Annotated in this window: 25 protein-coding genes; 23 read left to right on the top strand and 2 right to left on the bottom strand. The window is 59.4% G+C overall.

The annotated features are described in order from the left end of the window. Positions 1–58: 58 nt before the first annotated feature. The 13 genes from alaS to HMPREF2736_RS04685 all read left to right on the top strand — a co-directional run bounded on the left by alaS (position 59) and on the right by HMPREF2736_RS04685 (position 15,036). Complete coding sequence (gene alaS, locus HMPREF2736_RS04745) at positions 59–2,728, top strand: alanine--tRNA ligase (protein ID WP_070484844.1); 2,670 nt, start codon at positions 59–61, stop codon at positions 2,726–2,728. A gap of 111 nt (positions 2,729–2,839) precedes the next feature. Further along, the gene (gene ruvX, locus HMPREF2736_RS04740; RefSeq protein WP_070423088.1) at positions 2,840–3,328 is read left to right on the top strand and encodes a Holliday junction resolvase RuvX; all 489 of its coding nucleotides are present in this window, start codon (positions 2,840–2,842) and stop codon (positions 3,326–3,328) included. A 2-nt stretch (positions 3,329–3,330) separates the two neighbouring features. After that, a complete protein-coding gene (mltG, locus tag HMPREF2736_RS04735) occupies positions 3,331–4,482 on the top strand; it encodes an endolytic transglycosylase MltG (RefSeq protein ID WP_070829006.1) in 1,152 nt (383 codons plus the stop codon). 20 nt (positions 4,483–4,502) lie between these two features. Then, a complete protein-coding gene (locus HMPREF2736_RS04730) occupies positions 4,503–5,342 on the top strand; it encodes a shikimate dehydrogenase (protein ID WP_070829177.1) in 840 nt (279 codons plus the stop codon). Between the two features lie 56 nt (positions 5,343–5,398). Then, positions 5,399–5,818 carry a prepilin peptidase gene (locus HMPREF2736_RS04725; RefSeq protein ID WP_070451359.1) on the top strand — a complete coding sequence of 140 codons (420 nt, stop codon included), beginning with the start codon at positions 5,399–5,401 and terminating at the stop codon, positions 5,816–5,818. A gap of 37 nt (positions 5,819–5,855) precedes the next feature. Continuing rightward, positions 5,856–7,082, top strand: coding sequence for a chorismate synthase (aroC, locus tag HMPREF2736_RS04720; RefSeq protein WP_070829005.1), 1,227 nt, complete (start codon positions 5,856–5,858; stop codon positions 7,080–7,082). Positions 7,083–7,179: 97 nt separating this feature from the next. Next, complete coding sequence (locus HMPREF2736_RS04715) at positions 7,180–7,659, top strand: shikimate kinase (RefSeq protein ID WP_070829176.1); 480 nt, start codon at positions 7,180–7,182, stop codon at positions 7,657–7,659. Positions 7,660–7,700: 41 nt separating this feature from the next. Next, positions 7,701–8,753, top strand: coding sequence for a 3-dehydroquinate synthase (gene aroB, locus HMPREF2736_RS04710; protein WP_070829004.1), 1,053 nt, complete (start codon positions 7,701–7,703; stop codon positions 8,751–8,753). 3 nt (positions 8,754–8,756) lie between these two features. Beyond that, a complete protein-coding gene (gene aroQ / locus HMPREF2736_RS04705) occupies positions 8,757–9,191 on the top strand; it encodes a type II 3-dehydroquinate dehydratase (protein ID WP_070423092.1) in 435 nt (144 codons plus the stop codon). After that, entirely contained in the window at positions 9,191–10,282 is a 1,092-nt protein-coding gene (locus tag HMPREF2736_RS04700) for an aminopeptidase P family protein (protein WP_070451367.1), read from the top strand. The genes aroQ and HMPREF2736_RS04700 overlap by 1 nt, the downstream gene beginning before the upstream one ends. A gap of 51 nt (positions 10,283–10,333) precedes the next feature. After that, positions 10,334–10,897 carry an elongation factor P gene (efp, locus tag HMPREF2736_RS04695; protein WP_070451369.1) on the top strand — a complete coding sequence of 188 codons (564 nt, stop codon included), beginning with the start codon at positions 10,334–10,336 and terminating at the stop codon, positions 10,895–10,897. Continuing rightward, positions 10,897–11,454 carry a transcription antitermination factor NusB gene (gene nusB, locus HMPREF2736_RS04690; RefSeq protein ID WP_070829003.1) on the top strand — a complete coding sequence of 186 codons (558 nt, stop codon included), beginning with the start codon at positions 10,897–10,899 and terminating at the stop codon, positions 11,452–11,454. Before efp ends, nusB begins: the two co-directional genes overlap by 1 nt. Before the next feature lie 165 nt (positions 11,455–11,619). After that, positions 11,620–15,036 carry a choice-of-anchor M domain-containing protein gene (locus HMPREF2736_RS04685; RefSeq protein WP_371326409.1) on the top strand — a complete coding sequence of 1,139 codons (3,417 nt, stop codon included), beginning with the start codon at positions 11,620–11,622 and terminating at the stop codon, positions 15,034–15,036. 34 nt (positions 15,037–15,070) lie between these two features. Here HMPREF2736_RS04685 and HMPREF2736_RS04680 read toward each other — a convergent pair whose 3' ends face one another. Further along, positions 15,071–15,538, bottom strand: coding sequence for a YbjN domain-containing protein (locus tag HMPREF2736_RS04680; protein ID WP_070451375.1), 468 nt, complete (start codon positions 15,536–15,538; stop codon positions 15,071–15,073). Further along, positions 15,535–16,017, bottom strand: a complete 483-nt coding sequence (locus tag HMPREF2736_RS04675) for a YbjN domain-containing protein (RefSeq protein ID WP_224212667.1) — start codon at positions 16,015–16,017, stop codon at positions 15,535–15,537. Before HMPREF2736_RS04675 ends, HMPREF2736_RS04680 begins: the two co-directional genes overlap by 4 nt. Positions 16,018–16,174: 157 nt before the next feature. Between HMPREF2736_RS04675 and pyrR the strand changes: the two genes are divergently transcribed. The 10 genes from pyrR to coaBC all read left to right on the top strand — a co-directional run bounded on the left by pyrR (position 16,175) and on the right by coaBC (position 26,411). Beyond that, positions 16,175–16,735 carry a bifunctional pyr operon transcriptional regulator/uracil phosphoribosyltransferase PyrR gene (gene pyrR, locus HMPREF2736_RS04670; RefSeq protein ID WP_070423098.1) on the top strand — a complete coding sequence of 187 codons (561 nt, stop codon included), beginning with the start codon at positions 16,175–16,177 and terminating at the stop codon, positions 16,733–16,735. After that, positions 16,736–17,674 (top strand): aspartate carbamoyltransferase catalytic subunit, encoded by a 939-nt coding sequence (locus tag HMPREF2736_RS04665; RefSeq protein WP_070423099.1) that lies wholly within the window; start codon positions 16,736–16,738, stop codon positions 17,672–17,674. Continuing rightward, positions 17,671–18,954 (top strand): dihydroorotase, encoded by a 1,284-nt coding sequence (locus HMPREF2736_RS04660; protein WP_070451380.1) that lies wholly within the window; start codon positions 17,671–17,673, stop codon positions 18,952–18,954. The genes HMPREF2736_RS04665 and HMPREF2736_RS04660 overlap by 4 nt, the downstream gene beginning before the upstream one ends. A gap of 4 nt (positions 18,955–18,958) precedes the next feature. Beyond that, a complete protein-coding gene (locus tag HMPREF2736_RS04655) occupies positions 18,959–19,420 on the top strand; it encodes a carbamoyl-phosphate synthase domain-containing protein (RefSeq protein WP_070816216.1) in 462 nt (153 codons plus the stop codon). Positions 19,421–19,442: 22 nt separating this feature from the next. Next, entirely contained in the window at positions 19,443–22,817 is a 3,375-nt protein-coding gene (carB, locus tag HMPREF2736_RS04650) for a carbamoyl-phosphate synthase large subunit (protein WP_246822051.1), read from the top strand. Continuing rightward, positions 22,817–23,635 carry an orotidine-5'-phosphate decarboxylase gene (pyrF, locus tag HMPREF2736_RS04645; RefSeq protein WP_070829001.1) on the top strand — a complete coding sequence of 273 codons (819 nt, stop codon included), beginning with the start codon at positions 22,817–22,819 and terminating at the stop codon, positions 23,633–23,635. Before carB ends, pyrF begins: the two co-directional genes overlap by 1 nt. Positions 23,636–23,866: 231 nt before the next feature. Continuing rightward, on the top strand, positions 23,867–24,190 hold the full coding sequence (mihF, locus tag HMPREF2736_RS04640; RefSeq protein ID WP_070423240.1) for an integration host factor, actinobacterial type: 324 nt from the start codon (positions 23,867–23,869) through the stop codon (positions 24,188–24,190). A gap of 2 nt (positions 24,191–24,192) precedes the next feature. Then, entirely contained in the window at positions 24,193–24,780 is a 588-nt protein-coding gene (gene gmk / locus HMPREF2736_RS04635; protein WP_070423104.1) for a guanylate kinase, read from the top strand. Positions 24,781–24,793: 13 nt separating this feature from the next. Beyond that, positions 24,794–25,108: a DNA-directed RNA polymerase subunit omega gene (rpoZ, locus tag HMPREF2736_RS04630; RefSeq protein ID WP_371325710.1), complete on the top strand. Its 315-nt coding sequence runs from the start codon at positions 24,794–24,796 to the stop codon at positions 25,106–25,108. A gap of 73 nt (positions 25,109–25,181) precedes the next feature. Then, the gene (coaBC, locus tag HMPREF2736_RS04625) at positions 25,182–26,411 is read left to right on the top strand and encodes a bifunctional phosphopantothenoylcysteine decarboxylase/phosphopantothenate--cysteine ligase CoaBC (RefSeq protein WP_141761586.1); all 1,230 of its coding nucleotides are present in this window, start codon (positions 25,182–25,184) and stop codon (positions 26,409–26,411) included. Positions 26,412–26,453 lie beyond the last annotated feature (42 nt).

Below are 26,453 nucleotides of genomic sequence, written 5' to 3'. Positions count from 1 at the left end.
GAGTCGCGGGTAAAGTAAGCGCGGAAAAACTCCGGAGCAGTTGAAAGGACACCGAAGCGTGCAAACCCATGAGATCCGAGAGCGGTTTACCAACCATTTCGTTGAGGCCGGGCACACCCCGGTACCGAGCGCCTCGCTGATTCTCGACGATCCGACGCTGCTGTTCGTCAACGCAGGAATGGTGCCGTTCAAGCCGTACTTCTTGGGCGATCAGACCCCAGACTTTGCCAATGGCACGGCGACATCGATTCAGAAGTGCGTGCGTACCCTCGATATCGAGGAAGTGGGTATCACCACCCGCCACAACACGTTCTTCCAGATGGCTGGCAACTTTTCGTTTGGTCAGTACTTCAAGGAAGGCGCCATTACTCACGCGTGGAACCTGTTGACGGGTGCTGTTGCTGACGGTGGCTATGGCCTTGATCCGGAGCGTCTCTGGGTTACGGTCTTCCTTGACGACGACGAGGCGGCCGCAATCTGGCGCGACAAGATTGGCGTTCCGGAAGAGCGTATTCAGCGCATGGGCATGGAGGATAACTTCTGGTCCATGGGTATCCCCGGTCCGTGTGGCCCTTGCTCTGAGATCTACTACGACCGGGGCCCGGAGTACGGCAAGGAAGGCGGCCCAATCGCCGACGACAACCGTTACATGGAGATCTGGAACCTCGTGTTCATGGAGTCCATTCGCGGCGAAGGTGATAAGAAGGGCAACTTCGAGATTGTCGGCGAGCTGCCACAGAAGAACATCGATACCGGTCTTGGCATTGAGCGTGTGGCCTGCATCCTGCAGGAAGTAGACAACGTCTATGAGACGGACCTTCTGCGTCCAGTCATCGATGCAGCGGTAGAACTGACCGGTTCGAAGTACGACGACGGCAACAAGGAAGACGACGTCCGTTTCCGCGTGATCGCTGACCATGCCCGTACCGGCATGATGATCATCCTCGACGGTGTTACCCCGTCGAATGAGGGCCGCGGCTACATCCTGCGCCGTCTGCTTCGCCGCATCATCCGCTCCGCGCGTCTGTTGGGTGCGACGAAGCCGGTTATGGAGACGTTCATGAACACGATCATGGACACCATGACGCCGTCCTTCCCCGAGATCGCGGACAACCGCGAGCGCATTTTGCGTGTTGCTGTTGCGGAAGAAAAGGCGTTCTCCAAGACACTGGAGTCCGGCACGTCGCGCTTCGACGAAGCCGCAACCGCAGTGAAGGCTTCGGGTGCTGCTGTCCTGCCGGGTGATCAGGCCTTTGAGCTGCATGACACCTACGGCTTCCCGATCGACCTGACGGTCGAGATGGCGCGCGAGGCCGGCCTGGACGTCGATATGGATGCCTTTAACGCTGCGATGCAGGAACAGCGAGAGCGCGCGAAGGCCGACAACAAGGCGAAGAAGCACCGCAACGTTGACGAGTCGCTGTACCGCGAATGGGTTGACAACAACCCGACGGAATTCGTCGGCTACGAGCAGTTGGTCCACGACGGCACGGTCATTGGCCTCGTGCGCGACGGTGAGAAAGTTGGCGAGGTTTCCCAGGGCGACGAGGTCGAGGTCATCCTCGACGTCACCCCGATGTATGCCGAATCTGGTGGTCAGATGGCCGACCGTGGCCGCTTGATCATGGGGGACACGATCCTCAACGTCAACGACGTGCAGCGCGTGGGCAAGAAACTGTGGCTGCACAAGGCGACGGTCCAAAACGGTGGACTGGATCTCGGCTCGACGGTCACGGCTGAGGTTGACGGTGCGTGGCGCCACGGTGCCCGCCAGGCGCACTCCGCAACGCACCTCATTCACGCGGCGCTGCGTGAGGTGCTCGGCCCCACAGCAGTCCAGGCTGGTTCCTTGAACAAGCCGGGTTACCTGCGCTTCGACTTCAACTACACCGAGGCGCTGACCGAGGCACAACTGCAGGAGATTGCGACGATCACGAACCAGGCTGTCGACGCAGACTTTGCTGTCAACACCATTGAGACCACGCTGGACAAGGCGAAGGCCATGGGTGCGATGGCGCTGTTCGGCGAAAGCTACGGCGACGTTGTCCGCGTCGTCGAGATCGGCGGACCGTTCTCCGTCGAGCTTTGTGGCGGTACCCACGTGGAGCACGCCTCCCAGATCGGCCCGGTCGCCGTGCTTGGCGAGTCCTCGGTCGGTTCCGGAGCCCGCCGTATCGAGGCGTACTCCGGTATGGATTCCTTCAAGTACCTGTCGAAGGAGGCAGCGCTGGCTTCTGGCCTGGCTGCGGAGTTCAAGACGCCGACGGAAGATCTTCCGGACCGTATTGCCCAGCTTGCTGAGCGACTGCGTGCGGCTGAAAAGGAAATCGAGAACCTGCACCGTCAGCAGCTGTTGGCTTCCACTGCAAGCCTTGCGGAGGAAGCAGAGACCATCGGCGCGCGTCGCCTCGTCGCAAAGCAGCTGCCCGACGGGATCAACACGGGTGATTTGCGCACGATTGTTTCTGACCTGCGTGGCAAGTTGCAGTCCGAGGATGCGCTGATCGTGCTGACCTCGAAGGTTGGCGACAAGGTTTCTCTGGCGGTTGCAGCAACAAAGGCTGCAGTGGAAGACGGCATCAAGTCGGGAGACGTGGTCAAGGTGCTTGGCGAGTACGTCGATGGCAAGGGTGGCGGAAAGCCTGACCTTGCGCAGGGCTCTGGTGCGAAGCCCGAAGGCATTCCTGCTGCTTTGTCCGCTGTGCGTGACTGGCTTCGCCGGGACTAAGCCTCGCGTTCGCGGACAAAATCGACGCTGACACGCCGAATGCGCGTCCGACGAGACGCACAGCTAACGGCTAGGTTGAGACCAGGCCAGCAGACACGGAAAGGAGCAGCGATGAAGGTGGAGCCAGATCGCCCTGGGGTCGACGACCCCGGTGCGGGACGCCGACTTGGCATTGATGTCGGCACTGTGCGCATTGGCGTTGCCCGCTCCGACCGGGATGCCCGCCTGGCAACACCGGTCGAAACGATTGACAGAGTGACCGGCTTCAAGGACCGCGATGGGCAAGATATCGAGCGGATATTGGAACTCATCGCTGAGAATGAAGCAGTCGAAGTCATTGTGGGGCTTCCTCGTGATCTGCAAGGCAATGGATCAAAAAGCGTGAAACATGCGAAGGAAATCGCATTCCGTATTCGCCGGCGTAGCGATGTGCCGGTGCGGATGGCGGATGAGCGTCTCACCACAGTTGCTGCGACGCATTCATTGCGGATGTCTGGTGTGAATGAGAAAGCAGGCCGTGCGGTCATTGATCAAGCAGCTGCTGTAGAGATTTTGCAATCGTGGCTTGACGGCCGACTGAACTACCTCAAGGAGAACTAACCGTGTCTACCCGTGAAGCCGCACGCCGGCGTACCCGAGGCACCGCGGTGCTAGTCGCATCCATTTTGCTCATCATTGGCCTTGTCGCTTGGATTGCCGTCTTGCGCAACCTTTCGGGTTCGGCAGACTTTGAGGGTGCAGGCAACGGTGAGGAACAGGTCGTTCAAATCAAGGAGGGATCGAGCCTGTCAGCGCTCGGCCCCGAGCTTGAAGAGCGCGGCATTGTTGCCAGCGACGGTGCTTTCCAAACAGCGGCAGCGAATAACCCTGATGCGGGAAACATTCAGCCCGGCTTCTACAGATTGCAGGGCAAAATGAGCGCGAAGTCAGCGGTTGAGGCACTCCTTGATCCCGCGCAGCGCATCACCCCTCTGCAGGTTTACGGAGGTGCGACGTTGATGGATGTCAACGTCGTTGGCGGCCAGACTCGGTTCGGTATTTTCTCGATGATCCAGTCGGCTACCTGTGGCGAGGAGGTAACACCGGATTGCGTCAACGTGGAGAAGCTGAACAACGCTGCGGCGAACAGTGATCCTGAGAAGCTCGGTGTGCCGGAGTGGGCTCGTGAAACGGTTGCTGCCCGTGCTGGCGACGCGAAGCGTTTGGAGGGCCTCATTGCCCCTGGTGAGTACATCATCGACCCGCACGCGAGCGCCGAGGATATTCTTTCGGATCTGGTGACGCGTTCTGCGAAGCAGTATGACGCAACTGACATTGTCAACCGCGCGCAAGCGATTGGCTTGAGCCCGTACGAGTTGCTTGTCGCTGCGTCCTTGGTTGAGCGTGAGGCGCCGGCCGGAGAGTTTGACAAGGTCGCTCGCGTCATCTTGAACCGTCTCGATGAGCCGATGCGACTGGAATTCGACTCCACGGTGAATTACGGGCTGCCGAGCGTTGAGGTTGCAACCACAGATGAAGACCGCAAGCGGGTTACTCCGTGGAACACGTACGCAATGGATGGCCTGCCGCAAACACCGATTGCATCTCCGTCCATTGAGGCGATCGATGCAGTAGAGCACCCAGCTGACGGCAACTGGCTGTTCTTCGTCACCGTGGACAAGGACGGCACAACCATCTTCAACGACACGTTCGAGCAGCACCTCAATGACACGCAGCGCGCGATCGAGTCGGGCATCCTGGACTCGCAGCGTTAGTTATGGAGTCGTCGCGCAGCATGAACTCAGCCAAACCTGTGTCGGGGACTGTGACGAATCGGGCAGCGGTCCTCGGTTCACCGATCGAGCACTCCTTATCGCCGGTTCTTCACAATGCGGGTTACGAGGCGGCGGGCCTCACTGGGTGGCATTACTCGCGCCAACAGTGTGTTGCGGATGATTTGGCTGATCTCGTCTGCAACGCTGATCCGAGTTTCCGGGGCTTTTCTGTAACCATGCCGTGCAAGTTTGCCGCTCTCGAGGTGGCGGATGAAGTCACTGATAGGGCACGTGAGATCGGCTCTGCAAACACGCTGACGCGTATCGACGACAACCGTTGGCGCGCCGACAATACTGACTGCGAGGGCGTGATTGCTGCCATTGGGGAGTTACTTGGTCCTGATTCCCCGGTTCACGCCGTTATCGTTGGCGCGGGCGGTACAGCGCGCGCAGTGATGTGGGCCTTGCGGCATATCGGAGTCCGTGAGGTAACCGTGGTCAACCGCACTGACCGCAGCGGGGAGTACACAGACCTTGCTGCGGGGATGGTGCTTAACTTCGTGGATTTCGAGGCACCTCTAGCGGACATTACGTCCGCATCGGACCTCGTCATTTCGACTGTCCCCGCCGGGGCAGCTGACTACGTGGCATCCGATCTTGCACACGCCCCGGTGTTTGACGTGATCTACGACCCGTGGCCCACGCGGCTCGCCGTAGAGGCTGCAGCGAACGGCTACCGCACCGTTGGTGGACTGTCGATGCTTGCCGGACAGGCGTACGCTCAGTTCGAGCAATTCACCGGTGTGGACGCACCGCGACAGGCGATGCGCGACGCGCTGATGCGGCACGCGAACTCGTAAGAAGCAGCTCGCTTGCCAGAGCGGTTCGAAGTACTCAACTTCGGTACGCTGTCCATATGGAATTCGGGGGAGTTTTGGGGGCCACTGTTGCTGCCTGTTGGACAGCGGCCCTGATGGTGTTTGATGTTGCGTTTCGGCGTCTGCCGAATGCGCTGACAGTGCCGCCGGCCATTGTGGCGCTGATTGCTTGCCTTCTCGCGCCATTTCTTGGCGAGGCGACGTTGCTGTGGGCACTGCTGTGGCCGGGGCTGTATCTGTTTTCCCCTCAGGGGGTCGGTGGTGGGGACGTTAAGTTGGCGCTGCCGCTGGCGATGGTGTGTGTGATCTCCGGAAAACTGCCGGCGGTACTCGTTGCGATTGGTGTGTCCGGCCTGCTCACAGTCTTAATGGCGTGGTTAAGTCGCAGCCGAACCGTCGCACATGGTCCATCGATGCTTGCCACAACGTGGCTCGTCGTAATGTATTTCGGGGTATAAGCACATCTATCGCAGCTGCTTGTGCGAGAATGTCGCCATGCTTCGTTGGACTACAGCCGGTGAATCGCACGGCCAGGCCCTCGTAGCCCTCGTTGAGGGCATGCCTTCTGGGGTGCCGGTATTGAAAGAAGAAATTGCTCATCAGCTCGCTCGTCGCCGTCTCGGTTATGGCCGTGGCGCGCGAATGAAGTTTGAGGCAGATGAGCTCACTTTGCTGACGGGCGTCGTGCACGGCTCATCTATCGGTAGCCCGGTGGCTATCCAGATTGGCAACACCGAGTGGCCGAAGTGGACCACGATCATGTCTGCTGAGCCGGTTGATGCCTCTGACCCTGAGGTGGCAAAAGAGTTGAGCTCTGGTCGCGGTGCGTCGTTGACCCGTCCGCGTCCGGGGCACGCCGATTTCGCCGGCATGATCAAATACGGTTTCGGTTCTGCACGTCCTGTGCTTGAGCGTTCCTCTGCACGAGAGACTGCTGCCCGCGTAGCAGCCGGTACGGTTGCCCGTAGCTACCTGCGTGAGGTTCTCGGGGTTGAGGTGTTTTCCCATGTGGTGTCGATTGGGGAGTCGGTGCCGTACGCAGGAGAATCGCCAAGTTTCGGAGATATCGAGGCAATTGATGCTTCCCCTGTTCGTGCGTTTAACAAGGACGCCGAGGCGGACATGGTCGCGTGCATTGAGGCTGCGAAGAAATCGGGCGACACGCTCGGCGGGATCGTTGAGGTCATTGTGGATGGGCTGCCGATCGGCCTTGGTTCCCACATTTCTGGCGAACGACGCTTGGATGCGCAGTTGGCAGGCGCGCTGATGGGTATCCAGTCGGTGAAAGGCGTCGAAATCGGCGACGGTTTCGAAGAGGCGCGTCGCCGTGGATCGCAGGCACACGACGAAATCGAGCGCACCGAAGATGGTGTGCGGAGGCTGACCAACCGTGCAGGCGGTATCGAAGGTGGCATGACGAATGGGGAGCAGTTGCGCGTTCGCGCTGCGATGAAGCCCATCTCGACTGTCCCTCGTGCCTTGACGACGGTTGATATGAGCACCGGCGACGCTGCCACGGGGATTCACCAACGCTCCGATGTCTGTGCCGTGCCCGCTGGTGGTGTCGTTGCAGAGGCAATGGTTGCGCTTGTTCTGGCACAGGCTGTCTCTGAGAAATTCGGGGGAGACACGATTGAGGAGGTGAAGCGCAACGTAGAGTCGTACAAGGAGTACGTCGCACAACGTCTTGCGTTTGATCAAGTTAGGGATGCCGATGACTGAGCTCACTGATTTGCAGGCAGTAGAGGCATGCAACGAGGAGTCAACAAATACAACTCCGGCGACGGTTCATACGGCTCCTCGCGTGGTGCTCGTCGGTATGCCGGGGTCGGGTAAGTCAACGATTGGTCGTCGAATAGCTAGCGCGCTGAACCTGCCGATCATGGATTCGGATCTGCTCATCGAGCAGGCTGAAGGCAAAGCGTGTGGCGAGGTGTACGCCGAGTTGGGTGAGGATGCCTTCCGTGAGCTCGAAGTCGGGTTTGTGGCACGTGCTCTGGCCACCGGTGGGGTAGTGAGCCTCGGGGGCGGTGCGATCGTGACCGAGGAAGTGCGACAGCTGCTGCAGCGCCACACTGTTGTTTGGATCGATGTCAGCGCGGAAGAGGGTATTCGCCGCACAGCACAGGATTCCACTCGACCAGTGCTTGACAGTGATGATCGCGAGCAGCGTTACCGCGACCTCATGGATCAACGTGAACCGCTGTACCGCGAAGTGGCCACGTTCCGCGTCCGCACGGACGCGCGGCCACCGCAGCGTGTTGTCGCAGAGATTTTGGGTTTCATCGACGGCGAGTAGTTTCCGTCAGGCTTCAGTTCTGTCAAGCGAAGGAGCAAACAATGGCAGTGGTATCCGTCACGGGCCCAAGTCCGTACGACATTCATATTGGCAGCAATAACCTTGACGCCGTAGCAGGTCACCTTGCGGATTCCGGCGCACGCCGTGTGCTGGTGGTCCACCAGGAACCGTTGCGTGCCGTTGCTGAGGACCTTGAGCACATGCTTGAGCAAGCGGGCCTGGCGCCGGTCTTGGCATGTGTTCCCGATGCGGAGGCTGGAAAGGATCTTCCGGTGCTTTCCCACTTGTGGGACGTGTTAGGGGAGCACGGGTTCTCGCGCCAGGACGCCATTGTCGGTTTGGGCGGCGGCGCTGTGACAGATCTTGCCGGTTTCGCCGCGGCCACGTGGATGCGCGGCATCAAGGTTGTGCATGTGCCGACGACATTGCTCGCCATGGTTGATGCGGCAGTCGGCGGCAAGACTGGCATCAACACGACCGCAGGCAAAAATCTCGTCGGTGCGTTCCACGAGCCGAATGCGGTGTTTATTGATCTCGCTCGTATTGCAACGCTGCCTGAGCAAGAGGTTGTTTCAGGTTCTGCTGAGTTGGTAAAGACGGGCTTTATTGCGGACCCGCGGATTTTGGAGCTCTATCAGGAGGGCCCAGAGCATCACTGGGCGGAGCTTGTCGAGCGCTCTGTCAGCGTAAAAGCCAAGGTCGTGGGGGAGGACCTCAAGGAAGCTGGGCTGCGCGAGATTCTTAACTATGGCCATACTCTGGGACATGCGATCGAACGTCGCGAGCATTACATGTGGCGCCACGGCAATGCCGTCGGGGTGGGCATGATGTTTGTGGCACACCTTGCTCATGCGCGTGGGCTTATCGACGATGACCTGGTCGCCCTCCACGAGACCGTCATCAGTGGCGCGGGACTTCCCACGCGCTACGAGGTCGGTGCGTTTGAAGAGTTGCATGAGGCGATGCTTCTGGACAAGAAGAACCGCGACGGCAAGATCCGATTTGTAGTCCTGGACGGCCTTGGGTCCTGCACTCGCCTGGAGGACGCAACTGTGGAAGAGATGCGCGCGGCGTACGCAAAGATTTCGGAGTAGAACATGAAAATCTTGGTACTCAATGGTCCGAACCTCAATCGACTCGGCAAACGCCAACCGGAGGTGTATGGGACGGTCACGCTGGCGGACGTCGAAAAGCAATTGCACGATCACGCAGCCGATCTTGGGGTTGAAGTGGAGTGCCGCCAGTCCAACTACGAGGGCCAACTCATTGACTGGGTGCATGAAGCAGCCGATAACACTTGGCCGGTGATCATTAACCCGGGTGGTTTTACCCATACCTCGGTTGCGCTTCGTGATGCACTGGTAGAACTAAATGATCACCAAGGTTTTATTGAGGTGCATATTTCGAACGTGCACGCGCGCGAGTCGTTCAGGCACCATTCGTACCTCTCGCCAATCGCCGTAGGCGTGATCGCGGGGTTGGGTACGGAAGGCTACCGGCTCGCGTTGGACTACTTCGCAAGGAGGAAATGATGGCATTGGCCGATACTCGTTTTGAAACTCGTCGGAGGAAACTCTCGTCGCAACTTGCGGCACAGCGTATCGACGACATGCTGGTCACCCATTTGACCCACGTGCGTTACCTGTCTGGTTTCTCCGGCTCGAACGGCGCGCTTCTGGTGTCGAAAGACCGTACTGCGAAGATCGCAACCGACGGTCGTTACACCACCCAGATTGCTGAAGAGGTCCCGGACATCAAGGCGACGATTGCTCGCGCGACAGCAACCGAGTTGTTGTCGCAGGTTACCGAAGGCCACCGTGTGGGCTATGAGGCCGATTTCGTTTCCGTTGCGGAGCTCAAGCGCCTCGAGGATGCATGCCCGGAGGGCGTAACCCTTGTGCCGGTTTCTGGCGTGATTGAAGGGATCCGCTTGTTTAAGGACAACCTTGAACTCACCCGTCTGACTGAGGCTGCCGAGCTGGCCACACAGGCGTTGGAGGAACTCGTCGCCGCAGGAGAATTGCGAGCAGGCCGTTCTGAGCGTGACATTGCCGCTGACCTTGAGTACCGCATGCGTCGACTTGGTGCAGAACGCCCAAGTTTTGACACGATTGTCGCCTCCGGCCCGAACGCCTCGAAGCCACACCATCAGGCCGGCGACCGTCTTATCGCCGAAGGCGATTTGGTGACCATTGATTACGGTATGCACCGCCTCGGGTTCAACTCCGATATGACCCGTACGTTTGCTATCGGGGAAATCGGTCAGTTGGAGCGCGAGATTTACGAAGTGACGCTTGCATCCCAGCTTGCTGGCGTGAAGGCAGCCACGGCGGGAACGGCACTTGTGGATGTAGACAAGGCCTGCCGCGACGTTATTGAAGAGGCAGGCTTCGGCGAGTACTTCGTTCACTCCACTGGCCACGGTGTCGGCCTGGACGTGCATGAAGCCCCGTCTGCCGCACAGACCGGCAAGGGAGACTTAAAGGAAGGTATGACCCTGACCATTGAGCCGGGGATTTACATTCCGGGCAAGACCGGTGTGCGTATCGAGGACACGTTGATCATCACATCAGGGAAGCCACGGATTATCACCAAGTACCCGAAGGAATTGACGGTGCTGTAGCATTGCTGTGTTTGTACACGTTCCGAAACAATTACGAGGAAGGTACCACCCATGGCAACTACCGCCGATTTTAAGAACGGTCTTGTGCTGAAGGTCGATGGCAAACTGCAGCAGATCGTTGAGTTCCAGCATGTCAAGCCCGGTAAGGGACCGGCATTCGTGCGCACCAAGCTTAAGGATGTCGTCTCCGGAAAGACCGTTGAGAAGACGTGGAACGCAGGTGTGAAGGTGGAGACCGCGACGGTTGATCGTCGCGATATGACCTACCTGTACAACGACGGCACGAGCTACGTTGTCATGGACGACAAGACCTTCGAGCAGTTCGAGCTGCCGGCCGACAAGTTCGGCGATGCAGCACGCTTCCTGCTGGAGAACATGCATGTTCAGGTTTCTTTCCACGAGGGTGAAGCACTTTTCGCTGAGCTTCCGATCTCTGTGGACCTCAAGATCGAGCACACCGAGCCGGGTCTGCAGGGCGACCGTTCCACCGGTGGTACCAAGCCGGCAACGCTGGAGACCGGTGCTGAGATCCAGGTTCCGCTGTTCCTGGAAACCGGCAACGTGGTCAAGGTTGACACGCGTACTGGCGAGTACCTCTCTCGCGTGAACAACTAATGCTCGACTACAAACGTCATGGCGCCCGTTACCGGGCGCGCCGTCGTGCGGTAGACATGCTGTTCGAGGCGGAGACACGGGACATCGATCCGGTGGCAATCGTTGAAGATCGTACCGAGCTTTCACGGAATCCGTTGAACGCGGTCGCACCGGTCGCTGATTACACCCGCGAGATCGTCGCAGGTGCTGCGGAGAAACTCGACGACTTGGACGACGCGATTGAGCGCTCACTCAGCGAGGACTGGGAGCTGTTTCGCTTGCCAGCCGTCGACCGTCAGATCCTGCGTGTGGCCGCCTGGGAGATTTTGTTTAACGACGAAGTCGATGCGCCAATCTCGATCAAGGAAGCTGTCGAGATGGCTTCTGAGTACTCGGGCGCCAAGGCTGCGCCTTACATCAACGCTGTGTTGGATCGGATTGCATCGTCCGTTGATCCGAAGTCGCCGTTCTTCGTGTCGCCTGATAGCGAAGAAGACGCCGAAGATACCGACCAGTCCGCAGACCAGGACGGTGGCGTAGGCGTGGCGGAAACGTCGGAGGATAACGGCTCCGAGTAATCCAACTCGCTCAAGCCCAGATAGGCCGTTGCCAGCAGGTTTTCCTCATTAGTGAATGAACCTGCTGACAACGGTTTTGTTTTTTCTTCGGTTCTTCCTCGACTGTGCCCAGACACCTGTAAGGTTACTAACGACAATCATTTTCAGTAACCTTAAGGAGCGGCCATGCCCCGCTGTACTACTTCCGCTATGGGCGATCTAAAAGACGTGCATCCTCGGAAGAGCTTTGTAGCGCTGTTATCCGCGGTAGCGCTCACGGTGCTGTGTGCACCGTTGTCGTGGAGTGAAGCCTCACAGCCGGTTGTGCGAACCCAAACACACGTCGACTCACCCCACGCTGTGTGGGAGGATGGAACGTTTCGCCTCATGTCCAATAGTGCGGGCTACCTGCCCATTGAGGACACCGTGAACTGGGTGAGTAGGGGACGCGTGGACGGCGGCCTAGGTGCCTACGCCTGGCGTGTGCCTGACGATCCCCGATTCGATTTCCTCGACCCTTACGACGAGCAACTGATGTACTTCGGTGGGCCCGCGCACGGTTTCCCTAAGAGCACCATGCCGATTTGGGCAGGTTTCGGAGCGGCCGCTGACTTGCCGACAGAGGATTTCCGTGCGGCTTCCTTCAACATGGAGATCGTCGATTTCCACGGTCCCGGAAAGATGGAGTTGTTTAACTACAGCGACGAGGTCTATCCGCTTAACCGGCTCTGGTCGTCCCACGATCCAGGTTTCCGTGCAACGTGGGTCAACGCCGGTACTCACACTCACAACTCGACGACCTTCACTCGACCGGGGCGCTATGAGGTGACGTATCGGGCGACAGCCCGTGGCAAAGACGGTGCCTTTATCCATTCGGAACCCCAGACACTCGTGTGGCAGGTCGGCGGTACGAACCCGGCTGACCGCACAATCAACGATTTGCCCCGAGCCTATAGTCAGGCAAACACGTCGGGGACAGGTTCCCCAACGTTCCAGATGCGCCCTGCACAAGGAGAGACCAAGGGCGCACAGGAGGGGATCCTGACCAATTTGGCGTTTGATACCGGTAACCCGAAAGATGCTGGGCATGTCGTGTTCCTTATCAACGGTTTCTACCTTGCGGAACGGGAAGTAGTCGGCGGCAAGGCCTCGTGGGATGAGATGATCGGCGAAGAGTTTTCCGACTTCCAGGCGGTCTACATTCCTGTATCTGGATCGCCGTCGCCACGTTGGATTTCTGCGCCGTTGACGTTTAGGACTGGGGCGGTGGCGTCGTCGACAAGCGAGCGCGCTGAGGAGCTTCCAACCCCGCAGATGGATGACATCGCGCCTTTTGAAACCGAGCCGTTCAACATCACCAGTCCAGATGTCGTGGTGTCTACTGGAGAGGTCTACGGCGAGGACGACCGCAACATCGACATCACGGTGCGCCCAGCTGATGATCGCACCACGCTTCGTGTCTCCGGTGGTTTCTACCGCATCGACGGTGACCCGTTGACTGAATTGCCAGAACACGCCATCGCCGATTGCGAAATTGAATTCACCTCAGCTCCTGGCGGCCGAACCAGCAAACAACTCGTTGACGGTTGCCGCCGTCCTGGGCATCAATTGATCCTCAAGATTGTGCCCGAAGCGCGATCGAACGCCACTGACGCAGCTTTGTTTAACCACCTGCAGGAGGCTGATTACTCGCCGATTCCCGAGACCACAGTGACGTTGGGTGAAGCACCTGCAACGCCACCTGCAGCACCGACTGCAACCTCTGAAGCGCCGTCGCCGCAGCCGTCTTCACCGGCGCCTTCACCGGCGCCTTCGGCGGAACCCTCACCATCGTCGACGCCCACTCCAGCGCAGGAGAAAGTGCTCAACCTGCACTCCGGGCACGTCGATATTGCACCGCTCTACGAGTCAGGCACACTTCACCTGCGCGTGAAAGACGAGACGAATCTTTACGACAAGGGTGCGGTGTGGCGCTCGCCATCCAGCGTTGCTTTCACCGTGCCGAAACAGGTCGGGACAGTGCTGGATGACGATATCGAAGGCTTCGCAAAAGCAGGGGAGGTCGCATATATTCTCCCAGAAACACAGCGCCGTGGAGTTGTCTGGCCTGGCTTAAGCACAGAGCATGCTTTCGGTGAGACAGGGAAGAACTACACCTTCACGCTGACACCTGTATCTGCACCACGGGGCGGTAACTGGATCGCGTTTCGCGGTGATCAGACAGATCCGAGCATGCGTCTTGCAGGCAACGACGCAACCCGTGCGTACACCACCGACGGTCCAGAACACATGCATGTTTCCTGGGCCTTTAATAAGCCAGGCAGCTATGAAATCGGAGTGTCCGTCGCCGAGGTAGGAGGATCCACATCAAAGCAGGAAATTCTGCGGTTCGAGGTAGCAGCCGACGGGGAGTTCGTTCCGCCGACGGTGCCCGACACGACGGTGGCGACAACGGCACCAACGCCGGCACCGACAACGGCACCAACGGCAGCACAGACAACGGCACCAACGGCAGCACCGACTACGTCTGCCCAGGCGACGCCCCTGCCGTCCTCAGAACCTCCCGCTGAGACTACGCCGGTCGAGATCACCACAGGCCATGTTGATTTTGGTCCAAAGGTTATCGACGGCAAGACTGGCTTCTTCGTCCACGAAGGAAGTACCCATCACATCCCCGAATCAGTTGCACTGCGTGTATTCGACGCTCGGAAAACTACGATCGATCAGCGCACTGCACAGGCTGCAACGAATGTCGGATTCCTCCAGGAAGGTGACACGGTGTATCACCTTCCGCTCGGGCAGCTTCACGACGCCGTCTGGCCCGGGTGGGACACGATGAAAGTAGCGGAGACTTACCCAGATGGTGTCAACATTGAAGTGCGCCCGAAAACTGCGCCAACAGGTGGACGTTGGTGGGCGGGGCACCTGCCAACTATCGGCGTGCCGCCTGCGACGTTGGCCGATGATTCCCAAACGCACACCATCACGGGAGTCACACCGGGCAATTTCCACGTGCACGCAGACTGGATCTTTACGCAGCCCGGCGTCTATGACATTGAGATGCGTACCGTTTCGCTTAGCGGCGAACCTGTGACGGAATGGTCAACGGTGACGTATCTCGTTGGCGATGACACGCAGATTTCCAGCAGGAACGACGTGCCTCAGGCGTCGCCATCGGCCAGCGGCTCGACATCGGCCAGTGGCTTGCCAACGCCTACCAGCCCAACGAGCACCAGCCCAACGAGCACTGTGCGAGAGAGTCAACAGGCAACCGCTCGGCCAACTGTGTCTGCGACGGTGACTGCGTCCGCGTCACGGACTGCGGCATCATCAACGGGCTCGAAACAGAAAACCCCTACGAGCCTCACGACCCCCACGACGCAGCGGTCGCGTGCAAGCTCGGCGGTTGCGCAAGGCGCAGCCGTCGGCAGCACACAGAAGGTGGCGCGGGGGACCGGAGAAGGTACCGCGCAAAGCCCTCGTGTCTCTGATGAACAACGAGGAGGTTCGCTGGCCTCGACGGGAGCTGAAGTCCGCAATGCTCTCGGCTTGGCAATCGCGTGCCTCATCGTTGGAGGCGTTTTGATGAGCAGGCGTAAATAGGGGAGAAGGGCGACCTAAGCGGTGAGAAAACCGCTTAGCTCTCCTCGGTATCGTTCTGCGCTGCGCTTGCTTCCTCAGCGGTGCGCTTGATCTCGCCCACCAGCACCTGCATGGCATCTTGGGTTTCCAACACACCAGCAACAGCGGCCTTGAGCGAGGACGCGAGTTGCTCGTCGCTTAGCCCTGCGCCGATCGCGATTTCCGATTCGGTGCGCACAACGATCGTCTCGGTGCGGTTGACCACGAGCGCACGCGCGTCGAGGTACGAGCTGTTGACCTGGTTTGCGGCCAGGTACAAGGTGGCATCGGGCGTGTCGGACGGGGTGTCGGTAACCGAGTCCGCACGCAGGATCAACACTGAGTCCAACAGGACAAACAGCAGGTTGAATCCCTTGTAATGGGCGTGGCCTGCGCGGCCAGACGGGTCGTCGGAAACTTCGATGCCCTGCTTCGCCATCGTTTCGATGACGCGGTCGATGGTTACTTGAGTTGCGGTGCTCACTGCTGCGGTTCCTCCCAGTTCACGACGGTCGGGAAAGTGGTTTTGAGGTAGTCGAATGCCTGAAGCGTGGCGTCGATAGACGTCACAATGAAAGAGCCGAGCTGGTTGAATGAGGCTCCATCGGCGATGTTCATCGAGCGAATGGCGCTCACAGCCAGGTTGTCCTCACCGCGTTCGAAGAAACGCAGGGTCGGTGCAAAATGCGTCTGGTTGTGCTCGTTGCAGGCAAACAGCACCTGCGATGCGCTATCGCGGGGAAACTCGCCACGCCACAGGGCCTCGAAGATGAGGTGATCGCCGTCGAGGGCAATGACGATTGCTGCGTTGATAAAACCAGAGCGCACGGCTTGATCTTCGACGCGGTATTCAAGGTTTTCTTCCTCAAAAATCGCGGCGATTGCTTCGGTAGTCACCGGTTCCGGAACGTTGCGTTCTGGGTGCTCGTTGGGCTGGATGGCTTCAGTCTCTTCTGTAGTCACACTTGCGAGAATACCCATCTGGGTGAAACTCCTCGCGATGGCGCGGTGCTGGTGCTAATGTGAAGCGCAGTCTCCGAGACTTCACACGGCCCCGATAGGCGGGACCGCGTCGATATTTCCTTTAAATGCCGCACAGAGAGGCGGGGAAGGAGGTTCGATGAGTGGAAACGAACGGTCGACGGTTGAGCTGCTGAACGCTCAGGACGTCGGTCGCACTGTTGCACGCATCGCGCACCAGATCATCGAGAAGACAACGCTGGACGACAGCGACGGACCGCAGGTCATTCTGCTGGGGATCCCGTCCGGTGGTGTTCCGTTAGCGCAGCGTATTGCGGAAGCGGTTGAAGAATTTTCAGGCGTGAGCGTGCCAGTAGGCAGTCTCGACGTCACTTTGTACCGCGACGATCTCCGCGACAAGCCACATCGGGCACTGCGCCCAACCCACATTCCGGTCGACATCGACGGGGCAATTGTCGTGCTTGTCGACGATGTCTTGTACTCCGGCCGAACCATTCGCGCCGCCCTTGATTCGCTGCGCGACATCGGTAGGCCAGCCGCGATCCAGCTCGCAGTGCTGGTCGATCGTGGCCACCGGGAACTGCCAATCCGCGCGGATTACGTAGGCAAGAACATCCCCACATCGAAGGACGAAGATGTCACTGTCGCGATCGCCCAGCTCGACGGTGAAGATCGCGTGACCCTGGAACGGGAGGCGTAAATGAGGCACCTCATCGATATTGCAGATCTCAGCCGCGAAGAGATCATCGAGCTGATGGATGAAGCGGACCGCTTCCGGGAAGCTCTGGATGGTCGTGAGATCAAGAAGCTTCCGACCCTGCGCGGCCGCACTGTGATGACGTTGTTCTACGAGAACTCGACGCGTACCCGCTCGTCGTTTGAGACAGCGGGCAAGTGGATGAGCGCCGATGTGATCAATCTGTCTGCGTCTTCATCTTCGGTGAAGAAGGGTGAATCGCTCAAAGACACCGCTGCAACCTTGGAGGCAATCGGTGCAGACGCGATCATCATGCGCCACCCTGCTTCGGGTGCGGCACAGCTTCTGGCCAAGTGGTTGCCGAATACAAGCATCGTGAACGCAGGTGACGGCCAGCACCAGCACCCGACACAGGCTTTGCTGGATGCGGTGACCATGCGCCAGCACATTGGCGATGTCGCTGGAAAGCGCGTCCTGATCGTCGGCGATATTTTGCACTCCCGTGTTGCTCGCTCGAACGTGGACCTGCTGCACATCTTGGGCGCAGAGGTTGTGTTGGTTGCGCCGCCGACGCTGCTGCCTACCGGTGTGGAGTTCTGGCCGGCACGTGTCTCGTATGACTTCGATGCCGAGATTGAGCACGCAGATGTCGTGATGATGCTGCGCGTGCAGGCCGAGCGCATGAACGGCGGGTTCTTCCCGTCGCACCGCGAATACGCCACCTTGTACGGCTTGAGCGTTGATCGAGCCGACCGCATGAAGGATTCGGCGTTGATCATGCACCCGGGTCCGATGCTGCGCGGCATGGAAATTAACTACGACGTGGCTGATCGCGACAATGCTGTCGTCCTTGGCCAGGTCTCTAACGGCGTGTACACCCGCATGGCCGTGTTGTTCACACTGCTCGCCGGCACTGGCGGCGAAGAAGGAGCGATCAAGTGACCAAGCTTGCACTCAACAACGTTCGTCCATATGGCGAGGACGTGACCAGCATTCTCATTGACGTGGAAGACGGTGTCATCGACTCCATTGGGGACAACCCGTTTGACGATGCTGATGAAACCATCGACTGTGGTGGCAACGTATTGCTTCCTGGTCTCGTCGATATGCACGTGCACCTGCGTGAGCCGGGCCGCGAGGACACCGAAACCATCGCTACCGGCTCGGATGCTGCCGCCAAGGGAGGCTTCACCGCTGTATTCACCATGGCGAATACCAACCCAGTGATCGACCAGCCGTTCCTCGCCGAGGCGGTCTGGGAGAAGGGCCAGACGTACGGTAAATGCGATGTCTACCCGGTGGGCTCGATTACCAAGGGACTCGAGGGCAAGACGCTCACCGAGATCGGTCTGATGGCCCGCAGCGGTGTGCGCATGTTTTCCGACGATGGCAAGTGCGTCAACGACCCGCAGCTCATGCGCCGCGCTATCGAATACGCCAAGGCACACGACGTGATTCTTGCCCAGCATGCGGAAGACCACCGCATGACCGAGGGCGCTGTAGCCCACGAAGGCGAGCAGGCAGCGCGCCTGGGGCTTCGAGGTTGGCCGCGTGTCGCGGAGGAATCCATCGTCGCACGCGACGCGATCATGACTCGTGACTACGGTGGTCGTTACCACCTCTGCCACGCGTCGACCGAAGGCACGGTCGAGCTGCTTCGGTTCGCCAAAGCACAGGGCATCAACGTTACGGCAGAGGTCACCCCGCACCACCTGCTGCTTACCGACGAAATGCTGTCCACCTACGACGGCCTGTTCCGCGTCAACCCTCCACTGCGCGAAAAGCGCGACGCTGAAGCGCTCAAGCAAGCGCTTCTCGACGGCACCGTGGACGTCATCGCCACCGACCACGCTCCTCACGGATCTGAAGACAAGTGCGTGGAGTTCGAGCACGCCAAGCCAGGCATGCTCGGCCTAGAAACGTCCATGGCGATCGTGCACCGAGTCTTCGTCGAATCGGGTCTTGCTGACTGGCGCTTCGTGGCCAAGGTCATGAGCGAGCGCCCTGCCGAAATTCTGCGGCTTGAGGACCAGGGCCGTCCGATCGCGGTTGGCGAGCCAGCAAACCTCACCTTGATTGATCCACAGGACACCTGGACCGCAAAGGGCAAGGATATGGCGTCGAAGGCGTCGAACACTCCCTACGAAGGCATCGAATTTAACGCACGCGTAGTTGGCACCTGGCTGCGCGGCACCCAAACCTACTCTGCAAAGAAGGCCTAAACCCATGACAAAAACACAGCAGCAGCGCACCCGCGCACAACTCGTCCTCGACACAGGCGAGAAATTCACCGGCTTCGTCTTCGGCGCAGCACCGGAAGGTGACATTGAAGGCGATCTCAAGAGCATCATCGATATGTTCGGTTACGAGCGCGAAATGTGCTCTGCCGATAACGACGGCAAGATCCTGGTGTTCGCTACACCGCACATCGGCAATGTTGGCTGGACAGGTGAAGGAGCAGGGGAGGAACGTACAGCAATCACGGCAAAAGCCGTGGTGATCCGCGATCTCGCTCGCATCGCATCGAACCAGGAAGCAAAGCACAGCCTGGAAGAAGAAATGAAGGCGCAGGGCATTACCGGCATCTGGGGTGTAGACACCCGCAGGCTGGTCCGCCACGTCTCTCAGGCGCAGCACGAGGGTAAGTCGGTGCGCGTGCAGGTAATCGTCGAAAAGCAAGAAGCTTAAAAGAAAGACCAGGAGAAACATTATGAAGCGAGAAGATCTCAACCACGTCCTGGTCATCGGCTCCGGGCCGATCGTCATCGGACAGGCGTGCGAGTTTGACTATTCCGGCACCCAGGCGTGCCGCGTGCTCAAAGAAGAAGGCCTGCGCGTCACCCTGGTGAACTCGAACCCGGCAACGATCATGACCGACCCTGAGTTCGCCGACCACACGTACGTAGAGCCGATCCAGCCGGAGTACATCGACCGCATCCTCGCCCGCGAGGCAGAGCAAGGCCACCCGGTTGATGCGATTCTGCCGACGCTTGGTGGGCAGACTGCGCTGAACACAGCCATCAAACTCGACCGCCTTGGCATTCTGGAAAAGCACGGCGTTGAACTCATCGGCGCAGACATCGACGCGATTGAGCGCGGCGAAGACCGCCAAAAGTTCAAGGACATTGTTGAAAAGATCGGCGGCGAGTCCGCCCGTTCCCGTGTCTGCTACACCATGGAAGAAGTGGAAGAAACCGTCGCGGAGCTCGGCTTCCCAGTCGTCGTGCGCCCGTCGTTCACCATGGGTGGTCTCGGTTCCGGCCTTGCCTACGACATGGACGACTTGCACCGCATCGCCGGCGACGGCTTGACCGCATCGCCAGAAGCGAACGTGCTCATTGAAGAATCCATCCTCGGTTGGAAAGAAATCGAGCTCGAGCTCATTCGTGACTCGGATGACAACTGCATTACGGTTGCGACGATTGAGAACGTGGATGCCATGGGTGTCCACACGGGCGACTCTGTCACGGTGGCGCCGGTGTTGACGATGACCGAGCCCGAGGTCACCAATATGATCGAACAAGGCAAGGCCATCATCCGTGAAGTCGGTGTCAGGACCGGTGGCTGCAATATCCAGTTCGCCATCAACCCCAAAGACGGCCGCATGATCACGATCGAGATGAACCCGCGCGTGTCGCGTTCGTCTGCACTTGCGTCGAAGGCGACCGGCTACCCGATTGCAAAGGTGGCAACCCGACTCGCCATTGGCTACACGCTCGACGAGATTGCTAACGACATGACCGGTGGCGCAACCACTGCGCTTGAGGAGCCGTCCCTCGACTACGTCATCGTCAAGATGCCACGCTTTACCTTTGAGAAGTTCCCGGGCTCGGACGAGACTCTGGGCACCTCCATGAAGGCGGTTGGCGAGGCCATGGGTATTGGCCGCAACTACATCCAGGGCCTGAACAAGGTCATGCGCTCGATGGAAGACAAGCCAAACGGCTTCTGGACTCGTTCCGACGAGTACGTCGCAGGAGAGCGTGCAAATGACGTCGCAGCGGTGCTCGAAGACCTTAAGGTGCCGACCGACAAGCGTCTCTACGATGTCGAGCTTGCGCTTCGCCTCGGCGCGAGCGTTGATGAGGTCTACGCAGCCTCCGGTATCGATCCGTGGTTCCTCGAGGAAGTCGCTGGGCTGGTCGAGTTCCGCCAGGTGCTTATCGACGCCCCTGTGCTTGACGCAGGTCTCCTGCGTGAGGCAAAGGCTCAAGGCTTGTCCGACGCCCAGATTGCTACGCTGCGCCCAGAACTCGCGGGCGAAGACGGCGTGCGTCAACTGCGATGGACGCTGGGTATCCACCCGACCTTCAAGACCGTGGACACCTGCTCGGGCCAGTACGAGGCGAAGGTTCCGTACTTGTACTCGGCGTACGAACTCGACCCGGCTGCCGAGTCTGAGGTTGACCAGTTCACCGGTGCAAAGGAAAACAGCAAGGGCAAGGTCATCATCCTGGGCTCTGGTCCGAACCGCATTGGTCAGGGCATCGAGTTCGACTACTCCTGTGTCCACGCCGCCCTGGAACTGTCCCGCGTTGGCTACGAGACCGTGATGGTCAACTGCAACCCGGAGACCGTTTCTACCGACTACGACACCGCGGACCGTCTCTACTTCGAACCGTTGACGTTCGAAGACGTGATGGAGATCTACCGTGCGGAAGCCGCTACCGGTGAGGTCGCTGGCGTTATTGTGCAGCTCGGCGGTCAGACCCCGCTGGGCCTCGCGCAGCGTCTCGCGGATGCGGGCGTGCCGGTTGTCGGTACGAGCCCCGAGGCAATCGATCTGGCGGAGGACCGCGGCGAGTTTGGCAAGGTGCTCGAAGCAGCCAAGCTTCCAGCTCCCGCATTTGGCACCGCAACCTCCTTCGAAGAGGCTCGCGAAGTGGCCAACAAGGTTGGTTACCCCGTCCTCGTGCGCCCGTCTTACGTGCTCGGAGGCCGTGGCATGGAGATCGTTTATGACGAAGACTCCCTGCGCAACTACATCGAGCGCGCAACCGAGCTCAGCCCGGACCACCCAGTGCTTGTGGACCGCTTCCTTGACAACGCCATCGAAATTGACGTCGATGTGTTGTCTGACGGCAACGAGGTCTACCTCGGTGGTCTGATGGAACACATCGAGGAAGCCGGCATTCACTCTGGCGACTCCGCCTGTGCGCTTCCGCCGATGACGCTCGGCCCCGACGACATTGAAAAGGTCCGTCGCTCCGCTGAGGCACTCGCTCACGGTATCGGGGTGAAGGGTCTGATGAACGTCCAGTTCGCATTGAAGGACGACATCCTCTACGTCATCGAGGCAAACCCGCGCGCATCGCGTACGGTGCCGTTCGTCTCCAAGGCGACCGGCGTCCACCTTGCGAAGGCTGCAGCACGCGTCATGCTCGGCGCGACGATCGCTGAACTTCGCGACGAGGGCCTCATCCCGTCCGACTACGATGGCGGATCCTTGCCGCTGAACCACCCGATCGCTGTGAAGGAAGCGGTACTACCGTTTAGCCGCTTCCGCCGCCCAGACGGGTCGATTCTGGACACCATCCTCGGCCCGGAAATGAAGTCCACCGGTGAGGTCATGGGGCTTGCCCCGTCGTTCGGTGTGGCATTTGCTAAGACCCAGGCCGCTGCTTACGGCGAACTGCCAACGGAGGGCACGGTCTTTGTCTCCCTGGCTAACCACGACAAGCGCACCCTGATCTTCCCGATCCAGCGTTTGTCCACCATGGGGTTCAAGGTGATCGCGACGGCAGGTACAGCGCAAATGCTGCGCCGCAACGGCATCGAGTGCGAAGTAGCACTCAAGGGCTCCGAGGTCCGCGAAGGTGCGAAGGGTCGTTCCATCGTGGAGCGGATCTTGGACGGTGAGATCGACCTCATCCTGAACACTCCGGCGGGCTCGACAACCGCGCGCCACGATGGCTACGACATCCGTGCCGCAGCCGTGATCGCGGATGTACCGATCATGACCGATGTGCAGGGTGTTACCGCCACAGTCCAAGGCATCGAAGCAGTGCGCAGCAACTCTATTGATGTGACCAGCCTCCAGGAGCTCGAGCACAGCGTCTCCAAGAACGCAGAGGGTGGCCAGTAGTGGTACAGCCCAATGCCTCCTTCGGGGAGCGTCTCGTTGCCGCTGGTAACGAATATGGCCGACTGTGTGTAGGCATCGACCCGCACGCGGCGCTGCTAGACAAGTGGGGTCTTCCGGACACCATTGATGGTCTGCAACGGTTTTCCTCGACTTGTGTCGAGGCCTTTGCAGGATCAGTTGCGTTGGTCAAGCCACAGGTTGCCCTCTACGAGCGGTTCGGCTCTGCGGGTTTCGCGGTACTCGAGGAGACCCTCGCCGCACTCCGTGAGAGCGGGACGCTCGTCGTCGCGGACGCCAAGCGCGGCGATATCGGCTCCACGATGGCTGGATACGCCGCCGCGTGGCTGCAGCCAGGCTCACCGTTGGAAGCGGACGCGCTCACGCTGACACCGTATCTGGGTGTCGGGTCGCTGGAGCCTGCCATCTCACTTGCTGCAGCGCACGGTAAGGGCGTGTTCGTGATGTCTGCGAACTCCAACCCTGAAGCTGAAGCGTTCCAGACGAGTGAAATCGATGGACGCATGGTGTCGCAGTGGATGGTCGATGAATGCGCCACGTACAACCAGGGCGCTGCAGTAGGCCACGTTGGTGTCGTTGTCGGTGCAACCGTGGCGAAGCCGCCGGTGCTCGACGCGCTCAATGCTCCAGTGCTTATGCCTGGAGTCGGAGCGCAGGGAGCGACGATGGAAGACGTGGCGCAGATTGCAGGTGCAAACGCACACCTGGTGTTCCCGAATGTTTCCCGTTCCGTCTTGTCTGCTGGGCCGGACGTTACTGAACTGCGGAAACGTGTCGCTGAACTGGTAAAACAGCCATAACTAGCGGGTCCATTTCATCGGCTGAGAAAAACCCTGGTAGTTTAGGTGCGTCGCAACGGTGACATGGAGAAATGCAGCAAGAATGCGCTCCATTTTCCCGGTGCCAACCAGATGCAGTGTTAGACTGTGTCGGATGCGGTGCGCCTCCTGGAACGCAGAGTGTGGAGGAGGCCCCGCGCCGACACGAGTCGGCCTGAACATATTGAATGAACTACCTACATGGAGGAACCCGTGGCACTTCCACAGTTGACCGATGAACAGCGCAAGGCAGCCCTCGAGAAGGCGGCTGAGGCTCGCAAGAAGCGCGCTGAGCTGAAGGCCTCCCTGAAGCGCGGCGAGACCACGCTCAAGGACGTGCTGGAGAAGGCTGACACCGACGAGATCATCGGCAAGACCAAGGTTTCCGCTTTGCTCGAGGCCATGCCGAAGGTTGGCAAGGTCAAGGCTCGCGAGATCATGGAGGAGCTGGAGATCGCTCAGACCCGTCGCCTGCGTGGCCTGGGTGAGCGTCAGCGTCGTGCTCTGCTCGAGCGCTTCGGCTTCGAAGAGAACTAAACATGGCTGAGGTGGCGCCCCGCGGGCAGCTGGTCGTTTTGGCCGGACCGTCTGCCGTAGGTAAGTCAACGGTGGTTAGCCGCCTGCGCGGCGAGGTGCCGGACCTCTACTTTTCTGTCTCGATGACAACTCGGGCTCCACGCCCGGGCGAAGTCGACGGCAGGGATTACTACTTCGTCTCCTCGAATGATTTTCAACAGCGCATCGATGCTGGTGAGATGCTGGAATGGGCTGACATTCACGGAGGCCTTCAGCGCTCGGGCACGCCTGCGGGTCCGGTCCGTGAAGCTCTTGCAGACGGGCGCCCGGTACTCGTAGAGGTGGACCTCGCAGGTGCTCGCAACATCAAGCAGCTCATGCCTGAAGCGCGTACAGTGTTCCTTGCACCCCCGTCGTGGGAAGTCCTCGTTGAACGTCTCACGGGTCGTGGGACCGAGACGGAAGCTGTGATTGAGCGCAGGCTCACCACCGCGCGCGAGGAGCTCGATGCGCAAGGGGAGTTCGACACCGTTGTTGTGAATGACGATGTCGACGATGCCGTTGCACACATTGCGCGCATCCTTCTAGGCGCAACATCCGACAACAATTAGCGAGTGGGTTTTAGTGACTGAATCAACCAATGACCTGTCGCAGGACACCGCTGTTGAGGAGACTCAGCAGGAACGTGTCTACGACACCCCGGACGGCATTACCGCGCCCCCGATCGATGAACTGCTGACGAAGGTCTCGTCGAAGTACGCTCTGGTGATTTTTGCAGCCAAGCGTGCACGTCAGATCAACAGCTTCTACCAGAACTCCGAAGATGGTGTTTTCGAGTTCATCGGCCCGCTGGTAACGCCAGAGCCTGGTGAGAAGCCGCTGTCGATCGCGCTGCGTGAGATCGAGGCAGGTCTCCTCGAGCACGAGGAAGGCCAGTAAACGCTTCTGCTAATGACGCCGTTGTGTGAGCCATTGGGGCTTCCGCAACGGCGTTTTTGTATGCTTGGCCCACATGAGCGAAGCCACGTCTGCCCCCAAGAACGTTGTGATCGGTGTCTCCGGCGGAATTGCTGCGTATAAGGCATGCCACTTGGTCCGCGACTTTAAAGAGCATGGCGATAATGTGCGCGTTATCCCTACGGAAAGCGCGTTGTCGTTTGTGGGTGCGGCAACATTTGAGGCGCTGAGCGGAAACCCTGTTGATACTGGGGTATTCAAACGTGTCGACGAAGTCCAGCACGTCCGTCTCGGTCAAGAGGCCGATCTCATCGTTGTCGCACCTGCAACCGCTGATCTCATGGCCCGTGTCGCAGCAGGCCGAGCAGATGACCTGTTGGCTGCAACCATTCTTGTGGCCACATGCCCCGTCGTGCTTGCGCCTGCAATGCACACCGAAATGTGGCATAACCTAGCGACGCAACACAATGTAGAGGTGCTTCGTTCGCGTGGGATTACGGTTCTTGAGCCGGCGCATGGGCGCCTGACGGGTAAGGACACGGGTCCGGGTCGTTTGCCGGACCCTGAGGCGATTGCGCAGCTAGCCCGTACGGTGTTGGCAACCGGTCCAATGAAGCAGACGCTCGCAGGAACCCGCGTACTTATTGGCGCGGGAGGAACGCAAGAAAATATTGATCCTGTGCGTTTCATTGGTAACCGATCCTCTGGCAAGCAGGGGTTTGCACTCGGGGACATCGCAGCGCAGCGGGGAGCACAGGTCACGATCGTGGCTGGAGCAACCGCGGAACTATCTGTGCCCTCAGGGGCGGAGGTGGTGCGTGTGCAATCCACACGTGAGATGAAAGACGCGATGGATGAGCGTGCCGCAGGCGCAGACATCATCGTGATGGCGGCCGCTGTGGCCGATTACCGTCCAGAATCTGAAGCTACGACGAAACTGAAGAAGGGCAAGAGCGATGACGCGCTCTCCGTTGTTCGCTTGACCGAGAACCCGGACATCCTTAAAGGTCTCGTCGAAAAGCGAGATGCTGGCGAGACTCATGCCACGATCGTCGGGTTTGCAGCTGAGACGGACAACGAACTTGAGAATGGTCGCGCGAAACTCAAGCGTAAGGGCGCGGATTTGCTCATGCTGAACTCGGTTGCTGGTGGCAATGTGTTTGGCCAGTCAACTAACCGCGGTTGGTTGTTGAGTGCGTCTGGCGAAGAACTGGAAATTGAGGACGGAACGAAACACGAGGTAGCTGCTCGGATCTGGAATGCGATTGAAAAGCTTCGCGCTTAGCTTTGCGTACTTAGACCGCTTGGTCTAGTGTGTTGGAGAATC

The sequence above is a fragment of the Corynebacterium sp. HMSC036E10 genome, from assembly GCF_001836265.1.
Classification (GTDB): Bacteria; Actinomycetota; Actinomycetes; order Mycobacteriales; family Mycobacteriaceae; genus Corynebacterium; species Corynebacterium coyleae.
The sequence above is the reverse complement of the archived record's forward strand: the minus strand, read 5'-3'. Positions and strand labels throughout refer to the sequence as shown.

What these genes read in the sequence shown, in the direction of transcription:
- ruvX (WP_070423088.1), top strand. Translation starts at nt 2,840, where the DNA reads ATGAAGGTGGAGCCAGATCGCCCTGGGGTCGACGACCCCGGTGCGGGA.
- HMPREF2736_RS04730 (WP_070829177.1), top strand. Translation starts at nt 4,503, where the DNA reads ATGAACTCAGCCAAACCTGTGTCGGGGACTGTGACGAATCGGGCAGCG.
- HMPREF2736_RS04725 (WP_070451359.1), top strand. Translation starts at nt 5,399, where the DNA reads ATGGAATTCGGGGGAGTTTTGGGGGCCACTGTTGCTGCCTGTTGGACA.
- aroC (WP_070829005.1), top strand. Translation starts at nt 5,856, where the DNA reads ATGCTTCGTTGGACTACAGCCGGTGAATCGCACGGCCAGGCCCTCGTA.
- HMPREF2736_RS04715 (WP_070829176.1), top strand. Translation starts at nt 7,180, where the DNA reads ATGCCGGGGTCGGGTAAGTCAACGATTGGTCGTCGAATAGCTAGCGCG.
- aroB (WP_070829004.1), top strand. Translation starts at nt 7,701, where the DNA reads ATGGCAGTGGTATCCGTCACGGGCCCAAGTCCGTACGACATTCATATT.
- aroQ (WP_070423092.1), top strand. Translation starts at nt 8,757, where the DNA reads ATGAAAATCTTGGTACTCAATGGTCCGAACCTCAATCGACTCGGCAAA.
- HMPREF2736_RS04700 (WP_070451367.1), top strand. Translation starts at nt 9,191, where the DNA reads ATGGCATTGGCCGATACTCGTTTTGAAACTCGTCGGAGGAAACTCTCG.
- efp (WP_070451369.1), top strand. Translation starts at nt 10,334, where the DNA reads ATGGCAACTACCGCCGATTTTAAGAACGGTCTTGTGCTGAAGGTCGAT.
- nusB (WP_070829003.1), top strand. Translation starts at nt 10,897, where the DNA reads ATGCTCGACTACAAACGTCATGGCGCCCGTTACCGGGCGCGCCGTCGT.
- HMPREF2736_RS04685 (WP_371326409.1), top strand. Translation starts at nt 11,620, where the DNA reads ATGCCCCGCTGTACTACTTCCGCTATGGGCGATCTAAAAGACGTGCAT.
- pyrR (WP_070423098.1), top strand. Translation starts at nt 16,175, where the DNA reads ATGAGTGGAAACGAACGGTCGACGGTTGAGCTGCTGAACGCTCAGGAC.
- HMPREF2736_RS04665 (WP_070423099.1), top strand. Translation starts at nt 16,736, where the DNA reads ATGAGGCACCTCATCGATATTGCAGATCTCAGCCGCGAAGAGATCATC.
- HMPREF2736_RS04655 (WP_070816216.1), top strand. Translation starts at nt 18,959, where the DNA reads ATGACAAAAACACAGCAGCAGCGCACCCGCGCACAACTCGTCCTCGAC.
- carB (WP_246822051.1), top strand. Translation starts at nt 19,443, where the DNA reads ATGAAGCGAGAAGATCTCAACCACGTCCTGGTCATCGGCTCCGGGCCG.
- gmk (WP_070423104.1), top strand. Translation starts at nt 24,193, where the DNA reads ATGGCTGAGGTGGCGCCCCGCGGGCAGCTGGTCGTTTTGGCCGGACCG.
- coaBC (WP_141761586.1), top strand. Translation starts at nt 25,182, where the DNA reads ATGAGCGAAGCCACGTCTGCCCCCAAGAACGTTGTGATCGGTGTCTCC.